20 protein-coding genes are annotated in these 23,736 nt (G+C 68.2%); 13 read left to right on the top strand and 7 right to left on the bottom strand.

What is annotated here, in order from left to right; all coding sequences use genetic code 11:
* Nucleotide 1: 1 nt before the first annotated feature.
* From cyoC to B7D75_RS18520, 9 genes are all read left to right on the top strand, one after another.
* Nucleotides 2-631: a cytochrome o ubiquinol oxidase subunit III gene (cyoC, locus tag B7D75_RS18560; protein WP_034079968.1), complete on the top strand. Its 630-nt coding sequence runs from the start codon at nucleotides 2-4 to the stop codon at nucleotides 629-631.
* Nucleotides 631-966 (top strand): cytochrome o ubiquinol oxidase subunit IV, encoded by a 336-nt coding sequence (gene cyoD, locus B7D75_RS18555; RefSeq protein WP_003109258.1) that lies wholly within the window; start codon nucleotides 631-633, stop codon nucleotides 964-966. Before cyoC ends, cyoD begins: the two co-directional genes overlap by 1 nt.
* A gap of 10 nt (nucleotides 967-976) precedes the next feature.
* On the top strand, nucleotides 977-1,867 hold the full coding sequence (cyoE, locus tag B7D75_RS18550; RefSeq protein ID WP_003150082.1) for a heme o synthase: 891 nt from the start codon (nucleotides 977-979) through the stop codon (nucleotides 1,865-1,867).
* A gap of 340 nt (nucleotides 1,868-2,207) precedes the next feature.
* Nucleotides 2,208-4,409, top strand: a complete 2,202-nt coding sequence (locus B7D75_RS18545; RefSeq protein WP_012076561.1) for a TonB-dependent receptor — start codon at nucleotides 2,208-2,210, stop codon at nucleotides 4,407-4,409.
* Between the two features lie 126 nt (nucleotides 4,410-4,535).
* The gene (locus tag B7D75_RS18540) at nucleotides 4,536-4,868 is read left to right on the top strand and encodes a DUF883 family protein (protein ID WP_003150084.1); all 333 of its coding nucleotides are present in this window, start codon (nucleotides 4,536-4,538) and stop codon (nucleotides 4,866-4,868) included.
* 58 nt (nucleotides 4,869-4,926) lie between these two features.
* On the top strand, nucleotides 4,927-5,439 hold the full coding sequence (locus tag B7D75_RS18535; protein ID WP_003123080.1) for a hypothetical protein: 513 nt from the start codon (nucleotides 4,927-4,929) through the stop codon (nucleotides 5,437-5,439).
* A gap of 258 nt (nucleotides 5,440-5,697) precedes the next feature.
* The gene (locus B7D75_RS18530) at nucleotides 5,698-6,105 is read left to right on the top strand and encodes a YybH family protein (protein ID WP_012076559.1); all 408 of its coding nucleotides are present in this window, start codon (nucleotides 5,698-5,700) and stop codon (nucleotides 6,103-6,105) included.
* On the top strand, nucleotides 6,102-7,649 hold the full coding sequence (gene ilvA, locus B7D75_RS18525) for a threonine ammonia-lyase, biosynthetic (protein WP_071537291.1): 1,548 nt from the start codon (nucleotides 6,102-6,104) through the stop codon (nucleotides 7,647-7,649). Before B7D75_RS18530 ends, ilvA begins: the two co-directional genes overlap by 4 nt.
* A gap of 87 nt (nucleotides 7,650-7,736) precedes the next feature.
* A complete protein-coding gene (locus tag B7D75_RS18520) occupies nucleotides 7,737-9,665 on the top strand; it encodes a DNA/RNA non-specific endonuclease (protein ID WP_034080037.1) in 1,929 nt (642 codons plus the stop codon).
* 3 nt (nucleotides 9,666-9,668) lie between these two features.
* Here the strand turns inward: B7D75_RS18520 and B7D75_RS18515 are convergent, their stop codons facing one another.
* On the bottom strand, nucleotides 9,669-10,577 hold the full coding sequence (locus B7D75_RS18515) for a LysR family transcriptional regulator (protein WP_012076557.1): 909 nt from the start codon (nucleotides 10,575-10,577) through the stop codon (nucleotides 9,669-9,671).
* Nucleotides 10,578-10,675: 98 nt separating this feature from the next.
* Between B7D75_RS18515 and B7D75_RS18510 the strand changes: the two genes are divergently transcribed.
* The 3 genes from B7D75_RS18510 to B7D75_RS18500 all read left to right on the top strand — a co-directional run bounded on the left by B7D75_RS18510 (nucleotide 10,676) and on the right by B7D75_RS18500 (nucleotide 14,983).
* A complete protein-coding gene (locus B7D75_RS18510) occupies nucleotides 10,676-11,101 on the top strand; it encodes a GlcG/HbpS family heme-binding protein (protein ID WP_012076556.1) in 426 nt (141 codons plus the stop codon).
* Entirely contained in the window at nucleotides 11,098-11,877 is a 780-nt protein-coding gene (locus tag B7D75_RS18505; RefSeq protein WP_053817472.1) for an SDR family oxidoreductase, read from the top strand. The genes B7D75_RS18510 and B7D75_RS18505 overlap by 4 nt, the downstream gene beginning before the upstream one ends.
* A 211-nt stretch (nucleotides 11,878-12,088) precedes the next feature.
* On the top strand, nucleotides 12,089-14,983 hold the full coding sequence (locus B7D75_RS18500) for a discoidin domain-containing protein (protein WP_107114304.1): 2,895 nt from the start codon (nucleotides 12,089-12,091) through the stop codon (nucleotides 14,981-14,983).
* 39 nt (nucleotides 14,984-15,022) lie between these two features.
* Here B7D75_RS18500 and B7D75_RS18495 read toward each other — a convergent pair whose 3' ends face one another.
* Nucleotides 15,023-16,570, bottom strand: a complete 1,548-nt coding sequence (locus B7D75_RS18495; RefSeq protein WP_012076551.1) for a TerC family protein — start codon at nucleotides 16,568-16,570, stop codon at nucleotides 15,023-15,025.
* Between the two features lie 295 nt (nucleotides 16,571-16,865).
* On the opposite strand from B7D75_RS18495, the gene B7D75_RS18490 reads away from it, so the two are divergent.
* On the top strand, nucleotides 16,866-17,489 hold the full coding sequence (locus B7D75_RS18490; RefSeq protein WP_034079963.1) for a class I SAM-dependent methyltransferase: 624 nt from the start codon (nucleotides 16,866-16,868) through the stop codon (nucleotides 17,487-17,489).
* Nucleotides 17,490-17,494: 5 nt separating this feature from the next.
* Here B7D75_RS18490 and B7D75_RS18485 read toward each other — a convergent pair whose 3' ends face one another.
* The 5 genes from B7D75_RS18485 to B7D75_RS18465 all read right to left on the bottom strand — a co-directional run bounded on the left by B7D75_RS18485 (nucleotide 17,495) and on the right by B7D75_RS18465 (nucleotide 23,690).
* Nucleotides 17,495-17,701: a hypothetical protein gene (locus B7D75_RS18485; RefSeq protein ID WP_052151067.1), complete on the bottom strand. Its 207-nt coding sequence runs from the start codon at nucleotides 17,699-17,701 to the stop codon at nucleotides 17,495-17,497.
* A gap of 192 nt (nucleotides 17,702-17,893) precedes the next feature.
* Nucleotides 17,894-19,006, bottom strand: coding sequence for an alkene reductase (locus B7D75_RS18480; RefSeq protein WP_034079962.1), 1,113 nt, complete (start codon nucleotides 19,004-19,006; stop codon nucleotides 17,894-17,896).
* Between the two features lie 276 nt (nucleotides 19,007-19,282).
* The gene (gene aauR, locus B7D75_RS18475; protein WP_012076545.1) at nucleotides 19,283-20,608 is read right to left on the bottom strand and encodes a two-component response regulator AauR; all 1,326 of its coding nucleotides are present in this window, start codon (nucleotides 20,606-20,608) and stop codon (nucleotides 19,283-19,285) included.
* Nucleotides 20,605-22,506, bottom strand: coding sequence for a sensor histidine kinase (locus B7D75_RS18470; protein ID WP_041025377.1), 1,902 nt, complete (start codon nucleotides 22,504-22,506; stop codon nucleotides 20,605-20,607). Before B7D75_RS18470 ends, aauR begins: the two co-directional genes overlap by 4 nt.
* Nucleotides 22,507-22,601: 95 nt before the next feature.
* Nucleotides 22,602-23,690: an asparaginase gene (locus B7D75_RS18465; RefSeq protein ID WP_033998925.1), complete on the bottom strand. Its 1,089-nt coding sequence runs from the start codon at nucleotides 23,688-23,690 to the stop codon at nucleotides 22,602-22,604.
* Nucleotides 23,691-23,736: the final 46 nt, after the last annotated feature.

The raw sequence follows: 23,736 nt of genomic DNA, 5'->3' as shown, positions 1-23,736 counted from the left end.
CATGTCGACGGCAGTATTGAACAAGCATCTGGCCGACGCCCACGAAGTGGGCCACGACCACGATCACGCACACGATAGCGGCGGCAACACCGTATTCGGTTTCTGGCTCTACCTGATGACCGACTGCGTGCTGTTCGCCAGCGTCTTCGCCACCTACGCGGTGCTGGTCCACCACACCGCCGGCGGCCCCAGCGGCAAGGACATCTTCGAGCTGCCCTACGTGCTGGTGGAAACCGCGATCCTGCTGGTTTCCAGCTGCACCTACGGGCTGGCCATGCTGTCCGCGCACAAGGGCGGCAAGGGCCAGGCGATCGCCTGGCTCGGGGTCACCTTCCTGCTCGGCGCCGCGTTCATCGGCATGGAGATCAACGAGTTCCACCACCTGATCGCCGAAGGCTTCGGTCCGAGCCGCAGCGCCTTCCTGTCGTCTTTCTTCACCCTGGTCGGCATGCACGGCCTGCACGTCAGCGCCGGCCTGCTGTGGATGCTGGTGCTGATGGCGCAGATCTGGACCCGCGGCCTCACCGCGCAGAACAACACCCGGATGATGTGCCTGAGCCTGTTCTGGCACTTCCTCGACATCGTCTGGATCTGCGTCTTCACCGTCGTCTACCTGATGGGGGCCCTGTAATGAGCAGCGCTGCACACGACAACCACGGCGCCGGCCACGGCAGCCTGGGTTCCTACGCGATCGGCTTCGTGCTCTCGGTGATCCTCACCGCGATCCCGTTCTACATGGTCATGGACGGCGGCTTCTCGCGCCATGCGACCATCCTCACCATGGTCGTCCTCGGCCTGGTGCAGGTGGTGGTGCACCTGATCTGCTTCCTGCACATGAACATGTCGTCGGAAGGGCGCTGGAACGTGATGGCGTTCATCTTCACGGTGATCGTCATCCTGCTGGTGGTCGGTCTCTCGCTGTGGATCATCTTCAGCGCCGACATGCTGATGATGCCGATGCCCTGAGGGCCATGACGTGAAGCTGAAACGCTATCTCCTGGTGGCCAAGCCGGGAATCATCTTCGGCAACCTGATCGCGGTGGCGGGGGGATACTTCCTCGCCGCCCGCGGCAGCGTCGAGCCGATGCTGTTGCTGGCCACGGTGATCGGCCTGTCGCTGGTGGTCGCCAGTGGGTGCGTGCTGAACAATTGCATCGACCGCGACATCGACCGGCACATGGAGCGGACCCGCGGACGGGTCACCGTGACCGGGCAGATTTCCCTGAAGGCTGCCCTGGCCCACGGCCTGGTCCTCGGCGTCGCCGGCTTCGGCCTGCTGTGGTGGCGGACCAACCCGCTGACCACCGCGCTGGCCGGCTTCGGCTACTTCGTCTACGTCGGCCTGTACAGCCTGTGGTTCAAGCGCCGCTCGCAGTACGGCACGCTGGTCGGCAGCCTTTCCGGGGCGATGCCGCCGGTGGTCGGCTACTGTGCGGTGACCGGGCAGTTCGACGCCGGCGCGGCCTCGCTGCTGGCGATCTTCTGCCTGTGGCAGATGCCGCATTCGTACGCCATCGCCATCTTCCGCCTGAAGGACTACGAGGCGGCCGGCATCCCGGTGCTGCCGGTGGCGCGCGGCATCGCGGTGACCAAGATCCACATCGTGCTCTACATCCTCGCCTTCATGGCGGCGACCCTCGCCCTGTGCCTGGGTGGCTACGCCGGCTACGGCTACCTGCTGGTGGCGGTGGCGGTGAGCCTGTGGTGGCTGGCCATCGCCCTGACCGGCTACTGGACCGCCGACGACCGGCTCTGGGCGCGCAAACTGTTCGCCTTCTCGATCGTCGCCATCACCGCGCTGAGCGTGATGATGTCCATCGACTTCCAGGTGGCGCCCGCCACCCACCTGGTCGCCTCGCTGCCCTGAGGCAACGCGCTTTAGGGAAAGCCCCGCCGGTCGATTGGCGGGGCTTTTTTTTGCCCGTGCGCAGGCCCATGGCGCCGCCGGCAGACTGCAGGGCCGGCTGGATGCGCGGGGCGTCATCCGCCGGTGGTCCGCGGCGAGCCCGGCGCGCATGGGCGGATGGTTTGTCCACCCCACGGGCGGCATGGCGCTTCTGCGGAACGGCGGCCAATTCCCTTCGCGCATGCGGGAGTGGGGCGGCCTTCGGATTTTTCCGGGTGCTTTTTCGGAACCCCCTGGCTTGTGTGGAACTGCCCGCATCCATCAAATGCTAATGATTATCAATAGCTAGATGGAGTACCGCATGGATCGTCGCAAGCAACCCTCCCCATTGCCCCCCAGGCGCCCGCTGGCGCCACTGATGCTGCTGATGGCCGCCTGTTCCTCGCCGACCCTGGCCGAAGAGGCGGCCCGCAAGGACGACCCCCTGGAGCTGGGTTCGGACACCGTCACCGGCGAACGCGACTCGTCGCGGGTCGTGCGCTCGGCCTCGGCGAAGTACGCGGTGCCCTTGCTGGACACTCCGCAGACCGTCACCGTGGTACCGCAGAAGGTGATCCAGGAACAGAATGCCCTGAGCCTGCGCCAGGTCCTGTCCAACGTCTCCGGCATCACCTTCAACGCCGGCGAGGGCGGCGGCGGGTCCGGCGACAGCATCAACATCCGTGGCTTCGGCGCCAACGCCAACATGCAGGTGGACGGCCTGCGCGACAGCGCCCAGACCAGCCGCAGCGACCTGTTCAACCTGGAGGCGGTGGAAGTGATCAAGGGGCCGAACTCGGTGTTCGGTGGCGCCGGCACCACTGGCGGCAGCATCAACATGGTCAGCAAGCAGCCCAGGGGCGAAGCCTTCACCCACCTCGGCGGCGGCCTGGGCACGGACCGCTACCGGCGCCTGACCCTGGATGCCAACCAGCCGCTGGAGGGACTCGGCGAGTCGACCGCCTTGCGCCTGAATCTCATGGCCCATCACAACGACGTCGCCGGGCGCGACGAGATCGACAAGGAACGCTGGGGCCTCGCGCCGTCCCTGACCTTCGGCCTGGATACGCCGACGCGCCTGACCCTGAGCTATTTCCACCAGCGCGACGACAACCTTCCCGACTATGGCGTGCCGGCGCTGGACGGCCGCAAGCTGGACGGCGTCGGTCGCCACGCCTATTTCGGCTGGCGCAACCTGGACAAGGAACGGATCGACAGCGATGTCGCCACGCTGAAGTTCGAGCACGATTTCAGCGACGCACTCCAGTTGCAGAACCTCACCCGCTACTCGCACCTGCGGAGGGATACGGTGATCTCCGCCTCCCATGTCAACCAGAAGGGCCTGCCGCCGGGCCGCTACCTGCCGGCCGGACCGCAGGCCTACGGACGTGATTCGCGCAACCGGATGTGGACCAACCAGAGCAACCTCACCGCCCGCTTCGACACCTTCGGCCTGGGGCACACCCTGGTCGGCGGCCTGGAACTGACCCGCGAGACCTACGATCGCACTACCTATTCCTACAACATCGGCAAGTTCTACCCGGCGGACGGCTTCGACCTGCACAATCCGCCGGGCCACTGGTCCGGCCCCACCGACAAGCGCGACAGCGGACGCAACCGCACCGAGCTGGAGACCAGGGGCCTCTACGCCTTCGATACCATCGCCCTGCACCCGCGCTGGGACCTGAGCCTGGGCCTGCGCTACGACTGGATCGACGGCAAGTCGAGGAGCAGGCCGGCCGGCAAGCCGGAAGTGCGCGCCGACAGTTCCGACGGCAAGCTCAGCGGCCGCGCCGGGCTGGTGTTCAAGCCGCGGGAGAACGGCCGGATCTACCTTTCCTACGGCACTTCCTTCAACCCCTCGGCGGAATACCTGGTCAGCACCGGCTCCGGGGTGAGCCAGGCCACCGGAGACCTGGCGCCGGAGAAGAACAGCACCTACGAACTGGGCACCAAGTGGGAGTTCCTCGAACGCCGCCTGGAACTGGATGCGGCGCTGTTCCAGGTGAAGAAGGAGAACGCCCGTGAAAGCCTGCTCGACGGCACCTACGTGATGTCCGGCGAGCAGCGCGTGCGCGGGCTGGAGCTGAGCGCCAAGGGCAAGTTGAGCGAGCGCTGGGACCTGTTCGCCAGCTACACCTTCCTCGACAGCGAGGTGCTGAAATCGGTGAGATATCCCGAGCGGGAAGGCCAGGCGCTGGCCAACACGCCGCCGCGCTCGCTGAGCCTGTGGAGCACCTACGAACTGCCGGAAGGGCTGACCCTGGGCTATGGCGCGCGCTACGTCAGCCAGCGCAACGTCACCTCGGCGAGCACCGCCAAGCTGGATGCCTACTGGGTCCACAGCCTGATGCTCGGCTACCAGGCGACCCGTGACCTGAAGCTGCAGCTCAACCTCGACAACCTGTTCGACAAGGCCTACGTCGAGCGGGTACGCCAGGTCACCGGCAACCAGACACGCTCTTCCGCCATCGAATACGGCGACGGCCGCTCGGCGATCCTCTCGGCGGTCTACGCCTTCTGAGCCTGCGGCCACGGATTCCGGCGCCTTCCGCGCGGGCGCCGGAATCCATGGAGGAACGCGCTGAACTTTTTCATTGCGCCGCCAATCAACTCCTATGCACGTCATTTTTTCAGGGAGCCTTTTCAGATGGCACGCAAGAACGCAATGAAAGACAACCTCGAGCAGATCCAGCACCAGAGCTACAGCGAGCTGCAGGAACTGCTCTCCGAAGCCAACAGCATGCTCGCCGACAGCGCCGCCTTCGCCGGCGACAAGGCAGACAGCGCGCGGGCGCGGATCGGCGCGCTGCTGGAGAAGGCCAATGACGCCCTCGGCAAGGGCGGCAGCGCCGTCGCCGAACGCGGACGCCACGCGGTGGACGCGACGGAGAGCTACATCGGCGCCAATCCCTGGCAGACCGTGGCCATCACCACCGCGGTGGGCCTGCTCGCCGGCTTCCTTCTCGGCCGCCGCTCCTGAGCGCGCCGAGGGTGTCGCACAACGGAATCGTTACCTTCGCTTGAAAAAGGAATTGCCCATGCTTTCGATCAAGAAGAACCTCGGCCTCCTGGCCATGACCGCGGCCCTGGCGGCCTGCGCCTCCAACCCCAACGACCTGCCGGATTTCCCGGAACATGAATACGCGGCGACCCAGCAGGTGGGCGAGGGCGTGATCAACGGCGACCTGTACCTGACCAGCGCCTCAGGCGCGATCCAGAAGGGGACCAACACCAAGGTCACCCTGGAGCCGGCGACCAGCTACATGAAGGCCTACTACGCGAAGTTCGGCAACCTCGATGCCGCCAAGCGCGATCCCGATGTGCAGCCGCCGGTGCTCGACCCGCGCCGCGCCACCTATGTGCGCGAGGCGACCACCGACCAGAACGGCCGCTTCGACTTCGACCACATCCCCAACGGCACCTACTACATCTCCAGCGAACTGACCTGGAGCGCCCAGAGCGATGGCAAGACCATCACCGAGGGCGGCACCGTCACCAAGCTGGTCACGGTGAGCGGCTCGCAGCCGCAGAAGGTATTGCTGACCCGCTGACCGGCGGCGCTCGCTCAACGAAAGCCCCTGCCATCGCGCAGGGGCTTTTTTTCGCCGCCGTGCCGGTCCGGCCTTGACAGCCCCGGGGCGCCCCCGTAGTTTCGGTTTCCATGACCTTCGCCATCCTGCCTACCCGCCGCAGCATTATTACCGCCATTCCAGCTATGGCGGGTTAGCCAGCGTCCACTCCGAACCCGCCCTCGAGGCGGGTTCTTCGTTCTGTCTCCTGGGCCAAAACCACCGAACCGGGAGAACAGCATGCAGCACCAGACCCTTCACAACCTCGTTGGCCGGGCCGACGCCCTGATCAACGCCGGGCAGTTCGACGCCCTGATGGATTTCTACTGCGACGACGCCACCCTGGTGGTCAAGCCGGGCCTCAACGCCTGCGGCAAGGCGCAGATCCGCCAGGCGTTCGACGCCATCGCCCGGCATTTCGAGCACAGCCTGCGAGTGCGCCAGCACGACCTGCGGGTGATCGAGGCGGGAGCTACGGCGCTGGTCATGGCCGAGGCGGTGATCGAGTCGAAGGCCGGCCGCCTGCAACGTCGGGCCACCTACGTGTTCCGCCAGGAGGCCGATGGCCGCTGGCGCTGCGCGGTCGACAACTCCTACGGCACCGACCTGCTGGCCTCGGTGGCGGCGAGCGCGGAGGCCTGCCGATGAGCGCCTCTACCCTCAGCGCAGGCAAACCCCTGCTGGCCGGTTACGTGGAAAGCATCCTTGCCGCGCCGGTGTACGACGTCGCCGTGGAAACCCCCTTGCAGCACGCGCCGCAGTTGTCCCAGCGCCTGGGCAACCGCGTGCTGCTCAAGCGCGAGGATCTGCAGCCGGTGTTCTCCTTCAAGATCCGCGGCGCCTATACCCGTGTCGCGCGCCTGAGCGACGAGCAGAAGGCCCGTGGGGTGATCACCGCCTCCGCCGGCAACCATGCCCAGGGCCTGGCCCTGGCGGCGCAGCGCCTGGGCGTGCGGGCGGTGATCGTGATGCCGCGCACCACGCCCGAACTCAAGGTCAGGGGCGTGCTGGCGCGCGGCGGCGAGGCGCTGCTGCACGGCGATGCCTTCCCCGAGGCGCTGGCCCATGCCCTGCAACTGGCCGAGCGCGAAGGCATGACTTTCGTCCCACCCTACGACGATCCGGACGTGATCGCCGGGCAGGGGACGGTGGCGATGGAGATCCTCCGCCAGCACAGCGGCCGCCTCGATGCGATCTTCGTGCCGGTCGGCGGCGGCAGCCTGATCGCCGGGATCGCCGCCTACGTCAAGCACCTGCGTCCGGAGATCCGCGTGATCGGCGTCGAGCCGGAGGATTCCAACTGCCTGCAGGCGGCGCTGGCCGCCGGCGAGCGGGTAGTGCTGGGCCAGGTCGGGCTGTTCGCCGACGGGGTGGCGGTGGCGCAGATCGGCGCTTGCAACTTCGAGGTCTGCAAGGACCACGTCGACGAAGTGATCAGCGTCGGCAGCGACGAAATCTGCGCGGCGATCAAGGACATCTACGACGACACCCGTTCGATCACCGAACCGGCCGGCGCCCTGGCCGTAGCGGGGATCAAGAAGTACGTGGCCCGCGAACGCGCCGAGGGGCAGACCCTGGTGGCCATCGACTCCGGTGCCAACATCAACTTCGACCGCCTGCGCCACGTCGCCGAGCGTGCCGAACTGGGCGAACAGCGCGAAGCGATCATCGCCGTCACCGTGGCCGAGCGGCCGGGCAGCTTCAAGGCCTTCTGCGCGGCGCTGGGGCGGCGCCAGATCACCGAGTTCAACTACCGCTACCACAGCGACCGCCAGGCCCACCTGTTCGTCGGCGTGCAGACCCATCCGCTCACCGACAGCCGCGCCGAGCTGCTCGCCGGCCTGCGCGAGCAAGGCTTCCCGGTGCTCGACCTGACCGACAACGAGATGGCCAAGCTGCACATCCGCCACATGGTCGGCGGGCATGGCACCGAGGTGGGTCGGGAACGGCTGTTCCGCTTCGAGTTTCCCGAGCGTCCGGGTGCCCTGCTGAATTTTCTCGACAAGCTCGGTTCGCGCTGGAACATCAGCCTGTTCCACTATCGCAACCACGGCGCCGCCGATGGCCGGGTGCTGGCCGGCCTGCAGGTGCCGGACGAGGAGCGCGGCGAGCTGGAGGCGGCGCTGCAGGCGATCGGCTATCCGTACTGGGAGGAAACCCACAACCCGGCCTACCGGCTGTTCGCCGGTTGAGCGGCGAGCCGCCAGCGGGACATGGCCCTGTCATGAGCCTTGTCTAGACTGCTGGCAGGGATATCCGCCCAGCGAGGGGACATGGCCATGCGCAAGCGCGACGCCCGGCGGGCCACGCCGGAAGAACTGCGGGTCTGCTCGGTACTGAAGGAAAAGGACACCCGCGAGGAGCTCGCCGAACTCGCCGCCCGGGGCGAGTGGAGCAACGTGCCGGCCTACAACGCCAGCCGTGGGCAGATCGCCGAGCACCTGGGCAAAAGTCTTTCGCCCGAGTCGGACGCCTCGTTCTTCGACTCGCGGCGCTTCAGCGAGGCGATCGTCCTGCTCAAGAGCCGGCCGGTGCTGCTGGTGAAGAACGGCATTTTCGACGAAGCGCCGCTGGCCGGCCTGGAACAGCGTCTGAAGCGGCACCGCGCCGCGCTGGCCACGCCGATCCGCTCGGTCGGCCGCCTGGAACTGATCGACCACGACAGCATGGACTGGTGTGGCACCGGCTGGCGCATCGAGGACGACCTGATCGTCACCAACCGCCACGTCGCCAGTCTGTTCGCCGAGCGCCAGGGCAACCTGTTCCGTTTCCGTCTCAACCAGGCCGGCAAGCAGGTGCGCACCCGCGTGGACTTCCGCGAGGAGTATCGCCAGCCGGAGAGCGACGAGCATGTGATCGCGCGGGTCCTGTGGATTGCCCCGGACGTCTCCGAGGCGCCGGACATGGCGATTCTCCAGGTGGTGAAGGGCGACCTGCTGCCGCCGCCGCTGAGCCTCGCCCGCCGGGACGCCGAGCCGCGCCAGGCGGTGGCGGTGGTCGGCTACCCGGCGCGCGACAGCCGCAACGACGCCGGGGCGATGGAAGACATCTTCGGCAACATCTATGACGTCAAGCGCTTCGCGCCCGGCGAAGTCGTGGGATTGCCCGGGGATGCCTGGTACCTGACCCACGATTGCTCGACCCTGGGCGGCAACTCCGGTTCGGCGGTGCTCTCGATCGACGGCGGCGAGGTGGTCGGCCTGCACTTCGGCGGCCAGTTCCGCAAGACCAACTACGCGGTGAAGGCCAGCGTGATCCGCAGCCTGCTGGCGCGGCGCGCCTGGGTGCCGGTGGGCGAGGCGGAACTGAAGCGCGGTGCGCCGCGCTTCCAGGAGAAGAAGCGCAGCGTCGCCGACCTGGCCGGGCGCAAGGGCTTCGACGAGGCCTTCCTCGGGCCGAAGGCGGCCTTGCCCAAGCCGGGCAAGAGCCACCAGGTACTGCCGGTGGGCAAGGGCACGCGCCTGGACTACCTGCATTTCTCGGTGGTGATGAGCGCCAGCCGGCGCTTGCCGATCCTCACCGCGGTGAATATCGACGGCGCGCTCAAGCGTTCGCTCAAGCGCAAGGATTCCTGGGGCTTCGACCCGCGCATCGAGGCGGCCGCCCAGGTCGGACACAAGGACTTCTACGGCCCGGCCTCGTTCGACAAGGGTCACATGGTGCGTCGCGAGGATCCCGGCTGGGGCGACAGCGACGCCGTCGCCCGGCAGGCCGAGGACGACACCTTCGTCTACACCAACGCGGTGCCGCAGGTGGCGCAGCTCAACCAGCGCAGCTGGCTGTCGCTGGAGGACTACGTTTTGCAGAACGCCAGGAGCGAGGGCTTCCGCATCTCGGTATTCACCGGCCCGGTGTTCCGCGAGGACGATCCGCTCTTCCAGGGCGTGCAGGTGCCGCTGGAGTTCTGGAAGGTGGTGGCGATGATCGATGCCGACAGCGGCGAACTGGGGGTCTCCGCCTACCTGCTCGGGCAGGAAGGGATGATGCCCGGCGAAGGCTTCCGCTACGGCGCGTTCAAGACCTACCAGGTGCCGTTGGCGAAGGTCGAGGCCAGCGCCGACCTGCGTTTCTCCAGCGCCCTGCGCAAGGCCGACGTGCTCGCCGGCACGCCGCTGGAGGAAGCGCTGGAAGCCGGGCGCTTCATCGAGATCAACGGACCGGACGACCTCCTGCTGGGCCGGCCGACGCCGGCCGGCAAGCGCCGCTGAGGTTCAGGCCGGCTGTCGCCATTCGCGCAGCAGCTCGATGAGTGCGCGAAGCTTGGCCGGCACGTGGCGGCGGTTCAGGTAGTACAGCCACATCGGCGGCAGCGGCAGGCAACTGCCCGGGAGCACTTCCACCAGGCGCCCGGCGGCGAGGTCCGCGGCGACCCGTTCGCGGATGAAGACCTGGGCGATCCCGGCGCCGGCGCGGGCCGCCTCGATGATCGCCTCGGTATCGGTACTGACGAAGCGCGCCGGCAGGTCGGCCTCGACTTCCCGCGCGCCCTCGCGCAGGCGCCATTTGTGCAGGCGGCCGCTGCGCGGGAAGCGGAAGCGCACCGCGACATGCCCGTCGAGTCCGTCGAGCGCGGCCGGCGTGCCGCGCTCGGCCAGGTACGCCGGGGTGGCCACCAGCAGGCAGGCCAGCGGTGGGGTCAGTTGCACCCCGACCATGCCCGGCTGCAGTGCGTCGGCCAGGCGGATACCGGCGTCGAGCTGCTCCCTGACGATATCCACCAGTTGGTCCTCGTAGCGGATCTCCAGTTGCACCTTCGGATAACGCTGCACGAACGCGCCGAGCAGCGGCGCGGTCAGCAGGTGCTTCGCCAGGTGCAGGGCGCTGATGCGCAGGTGTCCGGAGGGTTCCTCGAGGCTTTCGCCGAGCGCCTCGCGGGCACGCAGCAGGTCACGATAGGGCTGCTCGGTCTGCTCGTGGTAGCGCTGCCCGGCCTCGCTCAGGCTGACCCCGCGGGTGGTGCGGTGGAACAGCTTCAGGCGCAGCTCGGCTTCCAGCTGGTTGATCGCCTGGCTCACCGCCGCCGGGGTCACCCCGAGCAGGGCGGCGGCGCGGGTGAAGCTGCCGGTGTCGGCGACCTGCCTGAAGACGTGCAGGCCGGCGAGAGGGTCGCGTCGATTCATCGTTAGAAAAACTTGAAAGTCTACGTAGGAGAGGCCTGGTTCTGTTAAAGCTTCGTCCTTTCTAGACTGGCTCGCAACCACCAACGAGGACGCGGGCCATGCCTACCCACCTGTCACTGCAACAGGCCGAACGCTGCATCGCGGCGGCCATCGCCGAGGCTCGCCGGCAGGGCCAGGCGGTCTGCGTCGCGGTGGTCGACGCCCATGCCAACCTGCTGGCGTTCGCGCGCATGGACGACAGCGTGCCCGGCGCCATCGACCTGGCCCAGCGCAAGGCGCGCAGCGCCGCGCTGTTCCGTCTGCCCAGCGGCGAGCTCGGGCGCCTCGCCGGCCCTGGCCAGCCGCTGTGGAGCATCGAACAGAGCAACGGCGGGCTGGCCTGCTTCGCCGGTGGCATGCCGATCGCCGGCGCGCCGGGCGCCTGCCTGGGCGGCCTCGGCGTCTCCGGCGGCAGCGCCGCGCAGGATCAATCCATCGCCGAGGCCGCGGTGGCCACGGCGGCAATCCAGAGGCAAGCACGATGACTCACAAGCGAATCCTGGTGACCGGGGCCGGCAGCGGTTTCGGTCGCGAAGTGGCGTTACGCCTGGCCGAACGCGGCCATCGGGTGATCGCCGGGGTGCGCAGCGCCGGCCAGGCCGGCGACCTGCGCGAGGAGGCCGGGCGGCGTGGCGGCACGCTGCGGGTGGAGGTCCTCGACATTACCGACGGCGCCGATCGCGAGCGCGCCTGGGAGTGGGATGTCGACGTTCTCTTGAACAACGCCGGCAGCGCCGAGGCCGGGGCCAGCGCGGAGATTCCGCTGGAGCTGGTGCGCGCGCTGTTCGAGACCAACGTGTTCGCCAGCCTGGCGCTGACCCAGGGTGTCGTACGCCGCATGGTCGAGCAGAAGCGTCGCGGCCGGGTGCTCTTCGTCTCTTCCATCGCCGGCCTGCTCACCGGACCCTACACAGGCGCCTACTGCGCCTCCAAGCATGCCCTGGAGGCCTTCGCCGAAGCCCTGCATGCGGAACTGAAGCCGTTCGGCATCCAGGTCGGAACGATCAACCCCGGCCCGTACCAGACCGGCTTCAACGACCGCATGATGGAGACCTGGAAGCGCTGGTACGACCCGCGGCGGCATTTCACCGACTACCGCGGCGTGAGATTTCCCTTCGAACAGCACGATCCCGAGGAAATGATCGCCAGCATGGTTGCGCTGGTCGAAGCCGCCGACGGCCCGTTCCGTACCCTCCTGCCGGCGAGTTTCGTCGAGGCGGTCAGGCAGGAGCAGGCCCGCGCCTGGGAGCGCCGCCTGTGAGGCGCGGCCCGCCAGGCACGGGCTCTGGCCCGGCGCGGCGGGCCGGTTAGGACGGGTCCGAAATACGTGGCCTCGCGTTTACAGGGGAAGGGGGGCTCCCTACCATTTCGTCGCCGGCAACCACTTCTCCTAAACGTTCAGCCCACTCTGCACCTGCCACCCGACGAACGCTTCGTCCGGTGCGCACTGGCGTGCAGTTGAAGGAATTGCCATGTCGTGCCCCTCCACCCATCGCTTCACCCGTAGTACCCGTCTCTGGTGCGCCGCCCTCGGTGCCAGCGTCCTGTTGCCGCAGATGGCCCCGGCGCTGGCCGGGCAGGCCGCCCGGGACGCCATGCCGAGCCAGCAGGAAGTCACCTTCGGTGGACGCTTCATCGACGTCCAGGCCGTCCGTGGCGGCGCGCTGTCGCGCAGCGCCGTGTCGCCCGGCACCGAGCGCCTGCGCCAGGAGGCGGGGGTGTCGATCCGTTCCCTGCGCGTGCAGGACGATAGCGGCTATCCGGGCTTCACCCTGCTGGCCGGCGCCCTGGAGGGCCAGGCCCGGCAGGCCGCCGGCGATATCGTGATGGCCCTGCGCGACGACGGCAGCTTCGTCGCCCTGCTGCCCGAGCGCAACGCGATGATCCGCGGTGCTGCCGACGGCCAGCAGACCCTTACCCTGTTCCCGGCGCAACGTGGCGCCGCCCACGAGCAGATCGACTATCTGGAAGAGCCCGACGCGCCGCTTGCGACGACGATCGAGTCGCGCAACGGCGCGCTGCGCTACCAGGCCCAGCGCAACGCCGCCGGCGACCTGCTGATCGACGTGCTGGCCGGTTTCTCCAGGCTGTCCGTGGCCTATGTCGGCGACCACGAGGCCTACGCCCTGGCGCAGGTCGCCTCGGTCAACCAGGCGCTGGACAACTCCAGGGTCAAGGGCGTGCGCGTACGTCTGGTCGGCACCCAGGTGATCGACGACGACCACCGGGTCAATACCGATACCCTGGCCGACCTGAAGAACCTCTTCGCCGAGGGCATGCGCCAGTACAGTCCGGACCTGGTCGCGGCGTTCTTCACCGGCCGCGGCACCGGCCCCGGGCAGAACAGCGCGGCCGGCTGGGCCTACACCAACGGGCGCTACTCGGTGAACGCGGCCGACGGCCCCACCGTGTTCCGCCACGAGCTGGGCCACAACATCGGCGGCAGCCACTGCCCGACCGGCCAGGGTTTCAACTTCGGCTACAACAACGGACGGATCGGCACCATCATGTGCGGCAACCAGCTGGGCTACTACTCCAATCCCGAGCTGAAGGACAACCAGGGTGTGCCCATCGGCGACGCCCTGACCGCCAACATGGCGCAGGTATGGCGCAACAACGCGGCGAAGATCTCCGCCTACGCTCCCTCGGTGGTGCCGGTCGACGACGAGCGGGCGACCCACGTCCTGCACGAAGGTTTCAGCCTGGCCAGGGCGGACAGCTGGAAGCACTTCGTCGTCGATGTCCCCGCCGGTACCCGGCGCCTGGCCTTCGGCATCACCTCGGGGCCGCGCCACGAACCGACCGGCAGGACCGCGATCTACCTCAAGCGTGACGGCCGGCCGAGCGAAACCGACTTCGACCACCGTTCGCGCGAGGGCGTGGTGGCCGCGCTCGGCGTCGACGAAGAGGCTGGCGGCCGCTGGTACGTCTCGGTGAAAGGCAACAATGCCGACATCGACGACCTGATCCTCGACGGCCATGCCTTCGCCGTCGACAGCGACAGCGTCGAGGCCCGCTACCTGCGCCTGGTGGTGGAGTCCGAGGCGAGCGGCAAGGGCGGCGCCAGCGCCGCCGAGATCCAGCTGGCCGACTCGCGCAGCCGCCTGCTCGATCCGCGCAACTGGCGGATCCACTCGGTGAGCAGCGCCGAGGGCGCCAGGGGCGCGGCGGCCAACGCCATCGACGGTGACCCGAAGACCTTCTGGGCTAGCGCGGCGGGCGCCGGCTTTCCCCACGAGATGATCATCGACCTGGGCCGGGACAGCCGTTTCTCGCACCTGCGTTACCTGCCACGGCAGGACAACAGTCAGGTCGGCAACATCAAGGGCTACAGGCTTTACGCCAGCGACAATCCTTATGGCGGCTGGGTCGAAGTGGCCGACGGCAGCTTCGCCGCGGACAACAAGCTGAAGATGCAGGTGCTCAAGCCGAAGGAAAGCAACCTGCCGCCGCTGGCGCAGATCGACGGCAAGGCCGAAGCCGAGGCCGGCGAGCGGGTGGTGCTCGACGCCTCCGCCTCTTCGGATCCCCAGGGCGCCGCGCTGAGCTATGCCTGGTCGGTATCGCCGGCGCTGGACATGGAACTGGACGGCCCGCGCCTGAGCTTCGTCGCGCCGAGCCTGGCGCAGGACACGACCTATCGCTTCACCCTGACCCTGGACAACGGCAAGCAGCGCGTGACCCGCGACCACGAGGTGAAGGTCAAGGCTGCTCAGGATGCCAGTTGCCGTCCTGCCTGGGTGCGCAACAAGGCCTATCTGTCCGGTGACATGGTGCAGCACGGGGGGCGCCAGTACTATGCGCGCTGGTGGACCCAGGGCCAGGAGCCGGGTAACCCGAACTTCACCGGTGGCGATGGCAGCGGCAAGGTCTGGCGCGACGACGGTCCCTGTCAGCAGGGCGAAGTGCCGCCGCCGCTGGCGCAGATCAGTGGCAAGACCGATGTCGCGGCGGGCGAGCGGGTGGTTCTGGACGCTTCCGGGTCGAGCGATCCGAACGGCCTTGAGTTGAGCTACCAGTGGAGCGTGTCGCCGGCGCTGGCGTTCGAAGCCGACGGTGCGCGCCTGAGCTTCGTCGCGCCGAAGGCGCCGCAGGACAGTCGCTATACCTTCAGCCTGACCCTCGGCAACGGCAGCCACAGCGTGCGCCAGGATCACGTGGTGCGGGTCGCGGCGGAACAGCCGGGAGCGTCCTGCGGCAGGTCCTGGAACGCTTCGACGGCCTACGTCGGCGGCGACCGGGTCACGTACGGCGGCCGCCAGTACGCGGCGCGCTGGTGGAGCCGCGGCCAGCAGCCCGGCGATCCGGCGTTCACCGGCGGCGAGGGCAGCGGCAAGGTCTGGCGCGACGAAGGCGCCTGTCTCTGAAGCGGGCGCGGCGGCCGGTTTGCCGGCCGCCGCATCGGCTCAGGTCCTGCGCAGCAGGACCCGGGTCACGCGGCGTTCCTCCACCTCCATCACGCGCAGTTCCCAGTCCTGCCATTGCAGGCGGTCGCCGATGGCCGGCAGGCGGTCGAGCAGGCTCATCACCAGCCCGGCGAGGGTCTGGTAGTCCTCGGTGGCGCGCGCCTCGAAACCGACGTGGCGACGCACCTGGCTGAGGTTCATGGCGCCGCTGACCAGGTAGCCGCCGGCGTCCTCGACCACGTCCGGGCCGTCTACCTCGCTGGCGTCCGGCAGTTCGCCGGCGATTGACTCGAGGATGTCGGTCAGCGTCAGCAGGCCGATGAATTCGCCGAACTCGTTGACCACGAAGGCCACGTGGGTCGAGGCCTCGCGCATCTGCTCCAGGGCGTTGAGGATCGAGCAGTCCTGCAGCAGGTTGAGCGGCTGGCGGGCCAGGCTTTCCAGGTCCGGCTGGGCGCCGGCGAGCAGTTCCTTGAGCAATTCCTTCTTGTGCACGTAGCCCAGCGGCTCCTCCACCCGGCCGTCGCGGACCAGCGGCAGGCGCGAGTAGGACGACTCGAGCAGCGTCGCGCGGATCGCCTCGCGACCGCTGTCCAGGTCGATGCAGTCGACCTCGGCGCGCACCGTCATCAGGCTGCGGATGGGCTTTTCGGCCAATTGCAGCACACCGCTGATCATCACCCGTTCGCGGCGGTCGAAGACCACCTGGTCGTCGCCTTCCTCGAACAGGTCGGCGACCTCCTCGCCAACCTCGTCGGCCTCCAGGCGCTGGCCGCCGAGCAGGCGCAGCACCGCGTGGGCGGTGCGCGCGCGCAGCGGGCGGTGGCCCTGCAGGCTCTTCTTGCGGCGCTTGCGGGCGACCTGGTTGAACACCTCGATGAGGATCGAGAAGCCGATGGCCGCGTACAGGTAGCCTTTCGGGATGTGGAAGCCCAGGCCCTCGGCGGTCAGGCTGAAGCCGATCATCATCAGGAAGCCCAGGCACAGCATGATCACCGTCGGGTGGCGGTTGACGAAGCGGGTCAGCGGCTTGCTGGCGACGATCATCAGGCCGATGGAGACGATCACCGCGATCATCATCACTTCCAGGTGCTCGACCATGCCCACCGCGGTGATCACCGCGTCGAGCGAGAACACCGCGTCGAGCACGACGATCTGCGCGACGATCGGCCAGAACAGCGCGTAGGTCCTGTTGCCGGCGTGCTGGGCGACGTGGCCCTCGAGGCGTTCGTGCAGCTCCATGGTGGCCTTGAACAGCAGGAACACGCCGCCGAACAGCATGATCAGGTCGCGGCCGGAGAAGCTCTTGCCGAACACCTCGAGCAGCGGTTCGGTGAGGGTCACCATCCACGAGATGCTCGCCAGCAGGCCCAGGCGCATCAGCAGCGCCAGCGACAGGCCGAGGACCCGGGCGCGGTCGCGCAGGTGCGGCGGCAGCTTGTCGGCGAGGATGGCGATGAACACCAGGTTATCGATGCCGAGGACGATCTCCAGCACGATCAGGGTCGCCAGGCCGAGCCAGGCGGTGGGGTCGGCTATCCATTCCATGCGCGCTTACCTCGCGGCCCGGCTGGGGCGGCCGGCGAAGTGGGGGAGAGTCGAGGCGAGCTGTCCGGCATCGGCCGGCGATGCCGGGCGCAGGAAAAGGAGGTGAAGCGGGGAGGGCTGTCCGCGAGGACGACTGGGAGGCTCCGAAAGGGCGGTCATGATGGCCATTGGAAGTCAAAGGGAGGTCGATCCTACTGTGTCGCGGGCCACCGCCACAGCGGGAAACTATTACAAAACCTTAGACGGATCCCGCGCCGGCGCTAGACTGGGCGGGTTCCCGCCACTGCGAGCCGCCATGAGCACCGACGATTTCCGCGAGATCACCAGCACCACCCTGGCCGACTACCAGCGCAACGCCGAAGGCTTCCGCGAAGGAACCCGCGACCACGACGTGAGCCAGAACGTCGAGGCGCTGCTGCGCCATATCGACGGCCCGCCGCCGTACCGGATCCTCGATTTCGGCTGCGGTCCGGGTCGCGATCTGCGCACCTTCAAGCGCCTCGGCCACCTGCCGGTCGGCCTCGAGGGCACGCCGCGCTTCGTCGAGATGGCCAGGGCCGACAGCGATTGCGAGGTCTGGCAGCAGAATTTCCTGGCGCTGCAGCTGCCGGCCGGGCACTTCGACGGCATCTTCGCCAACGCCAGCCTGTTCCATGTACCGGGCGGCGCGCTGCCGCGCGTGCTCGGCGAACTGTTCGCCACGCTCCGGCCCGGCGGCGTGCTGTTCAGCTCCAATCCCCGCGGCGAAAACCGCGAAGGCTGGAACGGCCAGCGCTATGGCGCCTACCACGACTACCCGGCCTGGAAACGCCTGCTGGAGGACGCCGGTTTCGTCGAGCTGGAGCACTACTACCGGCCGGCGGGCCTGCCGCGCGAGCAGCAGCCCTGGCTGGCCAGCGTCTGGCGTCGGCCGGCCTGAAGGCGCTAGAGGGTCTGCCGGTGCGGCGTGCCAAGCACGCTGCGGTACTGGTCGAGGCGCTTCGGCGAGAGGTTGCTGCGCTCCAGGGTGTCGAGAGCGTAGGACTTGATTTCGGCGTCGCTGTAGGGGCGTTCGGCGCTGCGTGGCGGGCTGGTGCAGCCGGCCAGGACGATCAGGCAGGCGGCCAGGGGGACGATCAGGGACTTGCTCATGACGGATTCCTCGGAATTTTCCTCAATGCTATCGGTGGTCCCCCCGTCCATGAAATCAGGCCTATTAATAATGAATATCTGGCGAATTGAGTCTAGGCCGCGCCAGGCGAGGCTTCTAGTCGACCAAAGACGAGCTTGTGGCGGCATGTTTCGCCGAGCGGTCACAGCTTCGCGGCCCGCTCGGCGTGGATTTCAACCGGCCGTCTTTGACAGGAACGGGTAATCGGTGTAGCCGGCCGCTCCGCCTCCGAAGTAGGTCGACCGGTCGCCGCTGGCCAGCGGCAGGTCGTGTTCCAGGCGGTAGGGGAGGTCGGGATTGGCGATGAACGGCCGGCCGAAGCCGACCAGGTCGGCCCAGCCCCTGGCCAGCGCTTCCTCGGCGCGCGCCCTGGTGTACATCCCGGAGTAGATCAGGCTGCCACGGTAGACGATGCGCAGCGCTTCCTTGAACGCCGCCGGCATCGCCGGGGCGTCTTCCCAGTCGGCCTCGGCGATGTGGATGTAGGCCACGCCGATCTCGTCCAGCAGCCGCGCGGCGGCCAGGTAGGTGGCCTGCGGAGTGTCGTCGACCGCGCCCTGCAAGGTGGTCAGCGGCGCCAGGCGCACGCCGATGCGTTCCCGGCCGACCACAGCGGTGACCGCCTCGGCGACCTCGCGGAGAAAGCGCAGGCGGTTTTCCAGCGAGCCGCCGTATTCGTCGCCGCGATCGTTGGCCCGGGAGTCGATGAACTGGTTGATCAGGTAGCCATTGGCGCCGTGCAGCTCGACCCCGTCGAAGCCGGCGTCGAGGGCGTTGCGCGCGGCCTGGGCGTAGTCGGCGACGATACCCTTGATTTCCGCCACGCTCAGCGCGCGCGGCGTCGAATGCTGGACCATCTCGCCGCCGCCGGCCTGCGGGCCGCGACCCTGGGGGTCGACGAAGACCTTCACACCCTCGGCCACCAGCGCCGAGGAGGATACCGGGGCGGCGTTGCCCGGTTGCAGCGAGGTGTGCGAGACCCGGCCGACATGCCAGAGCTGGGCGAAGATGCGTCCGCCGGCGGCGTGCACGGCCTCGGTGACCTGGCGCCAGCCGGCGACCTGTTCGGCGCTGTGGATGCCCGGCGTCCAGGCGTAGCCCTGGCCCTGCCGGCTGATCTGGGTGCCTTCGGAAATGATCAGGCCGGCGCTGGCGCGCTGGCGGTAGTACTCGGCCATCAGCGCGGTGGCGACTTCGCCGCTGGCAGCGCGTGAACGGGTCATCGGCGGCATGACGATGCGGTTGGGGGTGGTCAGGTGGCCAAGGGTGTAGGGGCTGAACAGCATGCTGGCGATCTCGCTCGTGAGGCCGGCCGTGGCGCGGCGCGATGGAAGAAGGTGGGCGCATTATTGGCGGAACGATTCGTGCGAAAAACCGCTGCCGGTGAAAATGACACTTGAGTTCAATTCACGAATGCCCGGATAGCGCGTTCCCCACACCGGCGCTTAGGGCGAATAACGCCCCTGGCGTTATCCGCCGAGCGGAATCGCAGGCGGGTGAGAAATGTCGGATGAAGCATTGCGCCCTGCGCCAGGCGGGCAGGGCGAAGAGGGCGCTCCGGCCTATTGCAGGCCGTACTTCTTCACCTTGTCGAACAGGGTGGTCTTGGCCATGCCCAGGTCCTGGCTGGCCTGGGTCAGGTTGCCGTCGTGGCGGGCCAGGGCGTCGCCGAGCAGGGCCTTCTCGAACGCCTCCACCGCCTCGGCGAAGCGCGGGCCGCCGGTCTGCACGGCCTGGCCGCCCTTGTTGAATACCGGCAGGCCGAGGGCGAAGCGTTCGGCGACGTTGCGCAACTCGCGCACGTTGCCCGGCCAGTCGTGGGCCATCAGGCTGGCCAGCGTGGCCCGGTCGAGTTCCGGCGCGGGGCGGTCGAAGCGCAGCGAGGACTGCTGGAGGAAGTGTTCGAAGAGCAGCAGGATGTCCTCGCGGCGCTCGCGCAACGCCGGCAGTTCCAGGGTCACCACGTTGAGCCGGTAATAGAGGTCGCTGCGGAACTGGCCGCTCTTGCCCATGGCGGCGAGGTCGGCCTTGGTCGCCGCGATCACCCGGCAGTCCACCGGGATCGACTGGTTCGAACCGAGGCGTTCCAGGGTGTGTTCCTGCAGCACCCGCAGCAGCTTGATCTGCAGGTTGACCGGCATGCTCTCGATCTCGTCGAGGAACAGCGTGCCGCCATTGGCGTGCTCGATCTTGCCGATCCGCCGCTTGTTGGCGCCGGTGAAGGCGTGCGCCTCGTGGCCGAAGATCTCGCTGTCGAACAGGTTCTCCGGCAGGCCGCCGCAGTTCAGCGCGACGAAGGCATGCTGGTGGCGCCGGCTGTAGTCGTGCAGGCAGCGTGCGACCAGCTCCTTGCCGGTGCCGGTCTCGCCGAGGATCAGCACGTTGGCCGAGGTGTCGCCGACGTTGGCGATCAGCTCGCGCAGCGCCTGGATCGCCGGCGAACGGCCGATGATCCGTTGCGCCAGGTCCTGCCTCCCGGCCAGCTGGCGGCGCAACGCGCTGACCTCGCGGGCCAGCCCGCGCTGCTCCAGGGCGCGGCGGGCGACCTCGACCAGGCGTTCCGGGGAGAAGGGTTTTTCCATGAAATCGTAGGCGCCGGCATGCATCGCCTGCACCGCCATGGAGATGTCGCCGTGGCCGGTGATCAGCACCACCGGCAGGCTCGGATCGAGGGTCTTGAGGCGTTCCAGCAGGGTCAGGCCGTCGATGCCGGGCAGGCGGATGTCGCTGACGACGATCCCGGCGAAGTCGCGGTCGACCCGCAGCAGGGCCTCCTCGGCGCTGCCCACGCCGATGCAGGGAATGTCTTCCAGCTCCAGCGCCTGCTGGCAGCCGAGCAGGACATGCGGATCGTCTTCGACGATCAGGACGGAAAGCGGCTCGTTCATCGGGCGGGACTCGCGGTCGGGGAATCGGGAACCAGGGTCAGGCTCAGCTCGAAGGCGGTTCCGCCGCTTTCGGGGTGTTGCACGCTGAGGCTGCCGCCGGCGGCGGTGGCCAGGCTGGCCGAAAGGGTCAGGCCGAGACCCAGGCCGTGTTCGCCGGGCTTGGTGGTGAAGAAGGGTTCGAACAGGTGCACGCGCGCCGCCGGCGGGATGCCGGGACCGTTGTCGCGCACGCGCAGGATGTAGCGTTCGTCTTCGCGCCGGCCTTCCAGCCAGAGCTGGCGATCGGCCTGGTCGCGCATGGCGTCGAGGGCGTTGGCCAGCAGGTTGACCAGGATCTGCTCCAGGCGGGTCTGGTCGATGCCCAGGCAGACGTCCTCGAAGTGCCGGTGCAGCAGCGGCGGGTCCTGTTCCAGGCGGCCATGGAGGATCAGCAGCGCGGCGTCCACCGCCTTGGCCAGGCTGGCCTGGCCGGCGTCGTCGCTGCGCCGGGCGAAGGCGCGCAGGCTGGCGGTGATGCGGCCCATGCGGTCGACCAGCTCGTTGATGGTGGCCAGGTTGGTGCTGGCGGTCTCCAGCTTGCCGCGCTGGAGGAAGCGTACGGTGTTGCCGGACAGCGTGCGCAGCGCCGCCAGCGGCTGGTTGAGTTCGTGGGCGATGCTGGTGGACATCTGCCCGATCACCGCCAGCTTGCCGGCCTGGACCAGTTCGTCCTGGGCCTTGCGCAGGGTGTCCTCGGCCTGCTGGCGCTCGTGGATCTCGGCGGTCAGGCGTTCGTTGCTGGCCTGCAGGTCGGCGGTGCGTTCGGCGATCTTCACTTCCAGTTCGCCGTTGGCCCGTTGCAGCGCCTCGCGCGCGGCGAGGCGGGTGGCCAGCACCTTGCGTCGCTCGTTCCAGGCGATCAGCAGGAATGCCAGCAGGGCGAAGCCGATGGCGGCCAGCATGCCGTTGCGCACGGCATCGCGGCGCAGGTCCTCCAGCGGGCTGAGCAGGGTCAGGTTCCACGGCGTGTCGTTCAGCGCGCGGGTCTGTGCCAGATAGCTGATCGCCTCGCCGCGCGGGTGCTGCGCGTCGGCGGCGAAGCTCAGCCGCTCGACCCCGGCGGCCAGCGGCTCGCGCTCCAGCGGCTGCCATTCGTTCAACGCCCACCAGTAGTACTGCATGCTGCGCGCCAGGCGCTCCTTGTCGTCGGGGCTCAGGGAGCGCACCGCCTTCAGGCGCAGGGCAGGGTTGCTGGAGAGGATGATGATGCCGTTCTCGTCGCTGACGAAGGCTTCCAGACGCGCCTTCTCCCAGCGTTCCTCGAGGGCGTCCATCTTCACCTTGACCACCGCCACGCCGATGATCCGGCCGCCGTGGACCAGGCCGTGGGCCAGGTAATAGCCCGGCTCGCCACGAGTGCTGCCGATGCCGTAGAAGCGGCCTGGCTTGCCCTTCATCGCATCCTGCCAGTAGGCGCGGAACGACAGGTCCTCGCCGAGGTAGCTGTCCGGGTCGCTCCAGTTGCTGGTGGCCAGCACCCGGCCATTGGTATCCAGCAGGTATACCGCGCGGCTGCCGGCGCGGCGGTTGAGGCCTTCAAGGTAGGTGTTGACCATGTTCCGCCGGTACGGCGTCGGGTCGGTCAGCAACTGGCTGACGCTGCGCTCCAGCTCCAGCAGGCTGGGCAGGTAGGTGTACTTGCTGATCTCGCTCTCCACCGTGCGCGCATGCAGTTCCAGCTGGCGTTCGCCGTTCTCGGCGAGGGTGCGGATGCCGGCGTTTTCGCTGATCCGGTAGCCGCCGTAGCCGAAGGCGAGCATCAGCAGGAGGAGGGGGATGGGCAGCAGCAACTGGCGGACGAGGCGGGGTTTCACGGCGAGTGACGGCGGTACGCGGCAGGGCGGATCGGGGGATTCCATCACAGTCGTCGCGGCTAGGCCAGCCCGCCGCCCGGGCTGGCGGCGGAGCGGGCGGTTTTCCGGCGCGGCCGGTGGGCGGCGCCAGAAGGATTCACTCAGTATTCCCAGAAGATCCGCTGCAGTTCCTTGCTGTCCTGGGTCTTGGTCATCGCGACCGCGGCCAGGATCCGGGCTTTCTGCGGGTTCAGGTCGTGGGCGACGATCCAGTCGTTCTTGTCATCCGGCTGCTCGGCGTTGCGCAGGACGAAGCCGCCGGCGTTGACGTGCGAGGAGCGGATGATCTGCACGCCCTGCTTGCGCAGTTCCTGCAGGGCCGGCACCACGCGCGCGGGTACCGAGCCGTTGCCGGTGCCGGCATGGATGATCGCCTTGGCGCCGGCCTGGGCCAGGGCCTTGTAGGCGGTGTCGCTGACGTTGCCGTAGCTGTAGGCGATTTCCACCGGAGCCAGCGCGGAAATCTGCTTGATGTCGAACTCCGAGTTCACCGTATGTCGCTTGACCGGCGCGCGGAACCAGTAGCTCTTGCCTTCGACCACCATGCCCAGCGGGCCCCACGGGCTCTTGAACGCTTCGGTCTTGATGTTGACCATCTTGCTCGCGTCGCGACCGGATAGAATCTCGTCGTTCATGGTGATCAGCACGCCCTTGCCGCGCGCCGACTTGTCGCCGGCCACCGCCACGGCGTTGTACAGGTTGAGCATGCCGTCGGCGGACATCGCGGTGCCCGGGCGCATCGAGCCGACCACCACGATGGGCTTCTCGGTGTGCTCGACCAGGGTCAGGAAGTAGGCGGTCTCTTCCAGGGTGTCGGTGCCATGGGTAATCACGATGCCGTCGACGTCGTCGCGGTCGGCCAGCTTGGCGACGGTCTTGCCCAGTTCCAGCAGGTTCTCGTTGGTGAAGCTCTCCGAGGCGATCTGGAACACCTGTTCGCCGCGCACGTTGGCGATGTCCTTGAGCTGCGGCACGCTGGCCAGCAACTGGTCGACCGGCACCTTGGCGGCGGTGTAGGTGGCGCTGTTGGCGGCGCTGGCGCCGGCGCCGGCGATGGTGCCGCCGGTGGCCAGGATGACCACGTTGGACAGTTTCTGTTGCGGTGCGACTTCCTTGGCCTGGGCGGCCTGCGGCAGCAGGAGCATCAGGGCCATAACACCGGGTGCGAACGCGTGGAGCAATGGCTTCATGGCGATATCTCGTGTCGGTAGGTTGGTAGGGTTATCGTCGTTGCAC

Source organism: Pseudomonas paraeruginosa (assembly GCF_003025345.2).
GTDB lineage: Bacteria > Pseudomonadota > Gammaproteobacteria > Pseudomonadales > Pseudomonadaceae > Pseudomonas > Pseudomonas paraeruginosa.
Note: the sequence above shows the minus strand (reverse complement) of the source record. Positions and strands in the feature narration are given on the sequence as shown.

Bases quoted from the DNA above. Each gene is read 5' to 3' on its own strand.
- cyoC (WP_034079968.1), top strand. From the start codon at position 2: ATGTCGACGGCAGTATTGAACAAGCATCTGGCCGACGCCCACGAAGTG.
- cyoD (WP_003109258.1), top strand. From the start codon at position 631: ATGAGCAGCGCTGCACACGACAACCACGGCGCCGGCCACGGCAGCCTG.
- B7D75_RS18545 (WP_012076561.1), top strand. From the start codon at position 2,208: ATGGATCGTCGCAAGCAACCCTCCCCATTGCCCCCCAGGCGCCCGCTG.
- B7D75_RS18540 (WP_003150084.1), top strand. From the start codon at position 4,536: ATGGCACGCAAGAACGCAATGAAAGACAACCTCGAGCAGATCCAGCAC.
- B7D75_RS18535 (WP_003123080.1), top strand. From the start codon at position 4,927: ATGCTTTCGATCAAGAAGAACCTCGGCCTCCTGGCCATGACCGCGGCC.
- B7D75_RS18530 (WP_012076559.1), top strand. From the start codon at position 5,698: ATGCAGCACCAGACCCTTCACAACCTCGTTGGCCGGGCCGACGCCCTG.
- ilvA (WP_071537291.1), top strand. From the start codon at position 6,102: ATGAGCGCCTCTACCCTCAGCGCAGGCAAACCCCTGCTGGCCGGTTAC.
- B7D75_RS18520 (WP_034080037.1), top strand. From the start codon at position 7,737: ATGCGCAAGCGCGACGCCCGGCGGGCCACGCCGGAAGAACTGCGGGTC.
- B7D75_RS18515 (WP_012076557.1), bottom strand. From the start codon at position 10,577: ATGAATCGACGCGACCCTCTCGCCGGCCTGCACGTCTTCAGGCAGGTC.
- B7D75_RS18510 (WP_012076556.1), top strand. From the start codon at position 10,676: ATGCCTACCCACCTGTCACTGCAACAGGCCGAACGCTGCATCGCGGCG.
- B7D75_RS18505 (WP_053817472.1), top strand. From the start codon at position 11,098: ATGACTCACAAGCGAATCCTGGTGACCGGGGCCGGCAGCGGTTTCGGT.
- B7D75_RS18500 (WP_107114304.1), top strand. From the start codon at position 12,089: ATGTCGTGCCCCTCCACCCATCGCTTCACCCGTAGTACCCGTCTCTGG.
- B7D75_RS18495 (WP_012076551.1), bottom strand. From the start codon at position 16,570: ATGGAATGGATAGCCGACCCCACCGCCTGGCTCGGCCTGGCGACCCTG.
- B7D75_RS18490 (WP_034079963.1), top strand. From the start codon at position 16,866: ATGAGCACCGACGATTTCCGCGAGATCACCAGCACCACCCTGGCCGAC.
- B7D75_RS18485 (WP_052151067.1), bottom strand. From the start codon at position 17,701: ATGAGCAAGTCCCTGATCGTCCCCCTGGCCGCCTGCCTGATCGTCCTG.
- B7D75_RS18480 (WP_034079962.1), bottom strand. From the start codon at position 19,006: ATGCTGTTCAGCCCCTACACCCTTGGCCACCTGACCACCCCCAACCGC.
- aauR (WP_012076545.1), bottom strand. From the start codon at position 20,608: ATGAACGAGCCGCTTTCCGTCCTGATCGTCGAAGACGATCCGCATGTC.
- B7D75_RS18470 (WP_041025377.1), bottom strand. From the start codon at position 22,506: ATGGAATCCCCCGATCCGCCCTGCCGCGTACCGCCGTCACTCGCCGTG.
- B7D75_RS18465 (WP_033998925.1), bottom strand. From the start codon at position 23,690: ATGAAGCCATTGCTCCACGCGTTCGCACCCGGTGTTATGGCCCTGATG.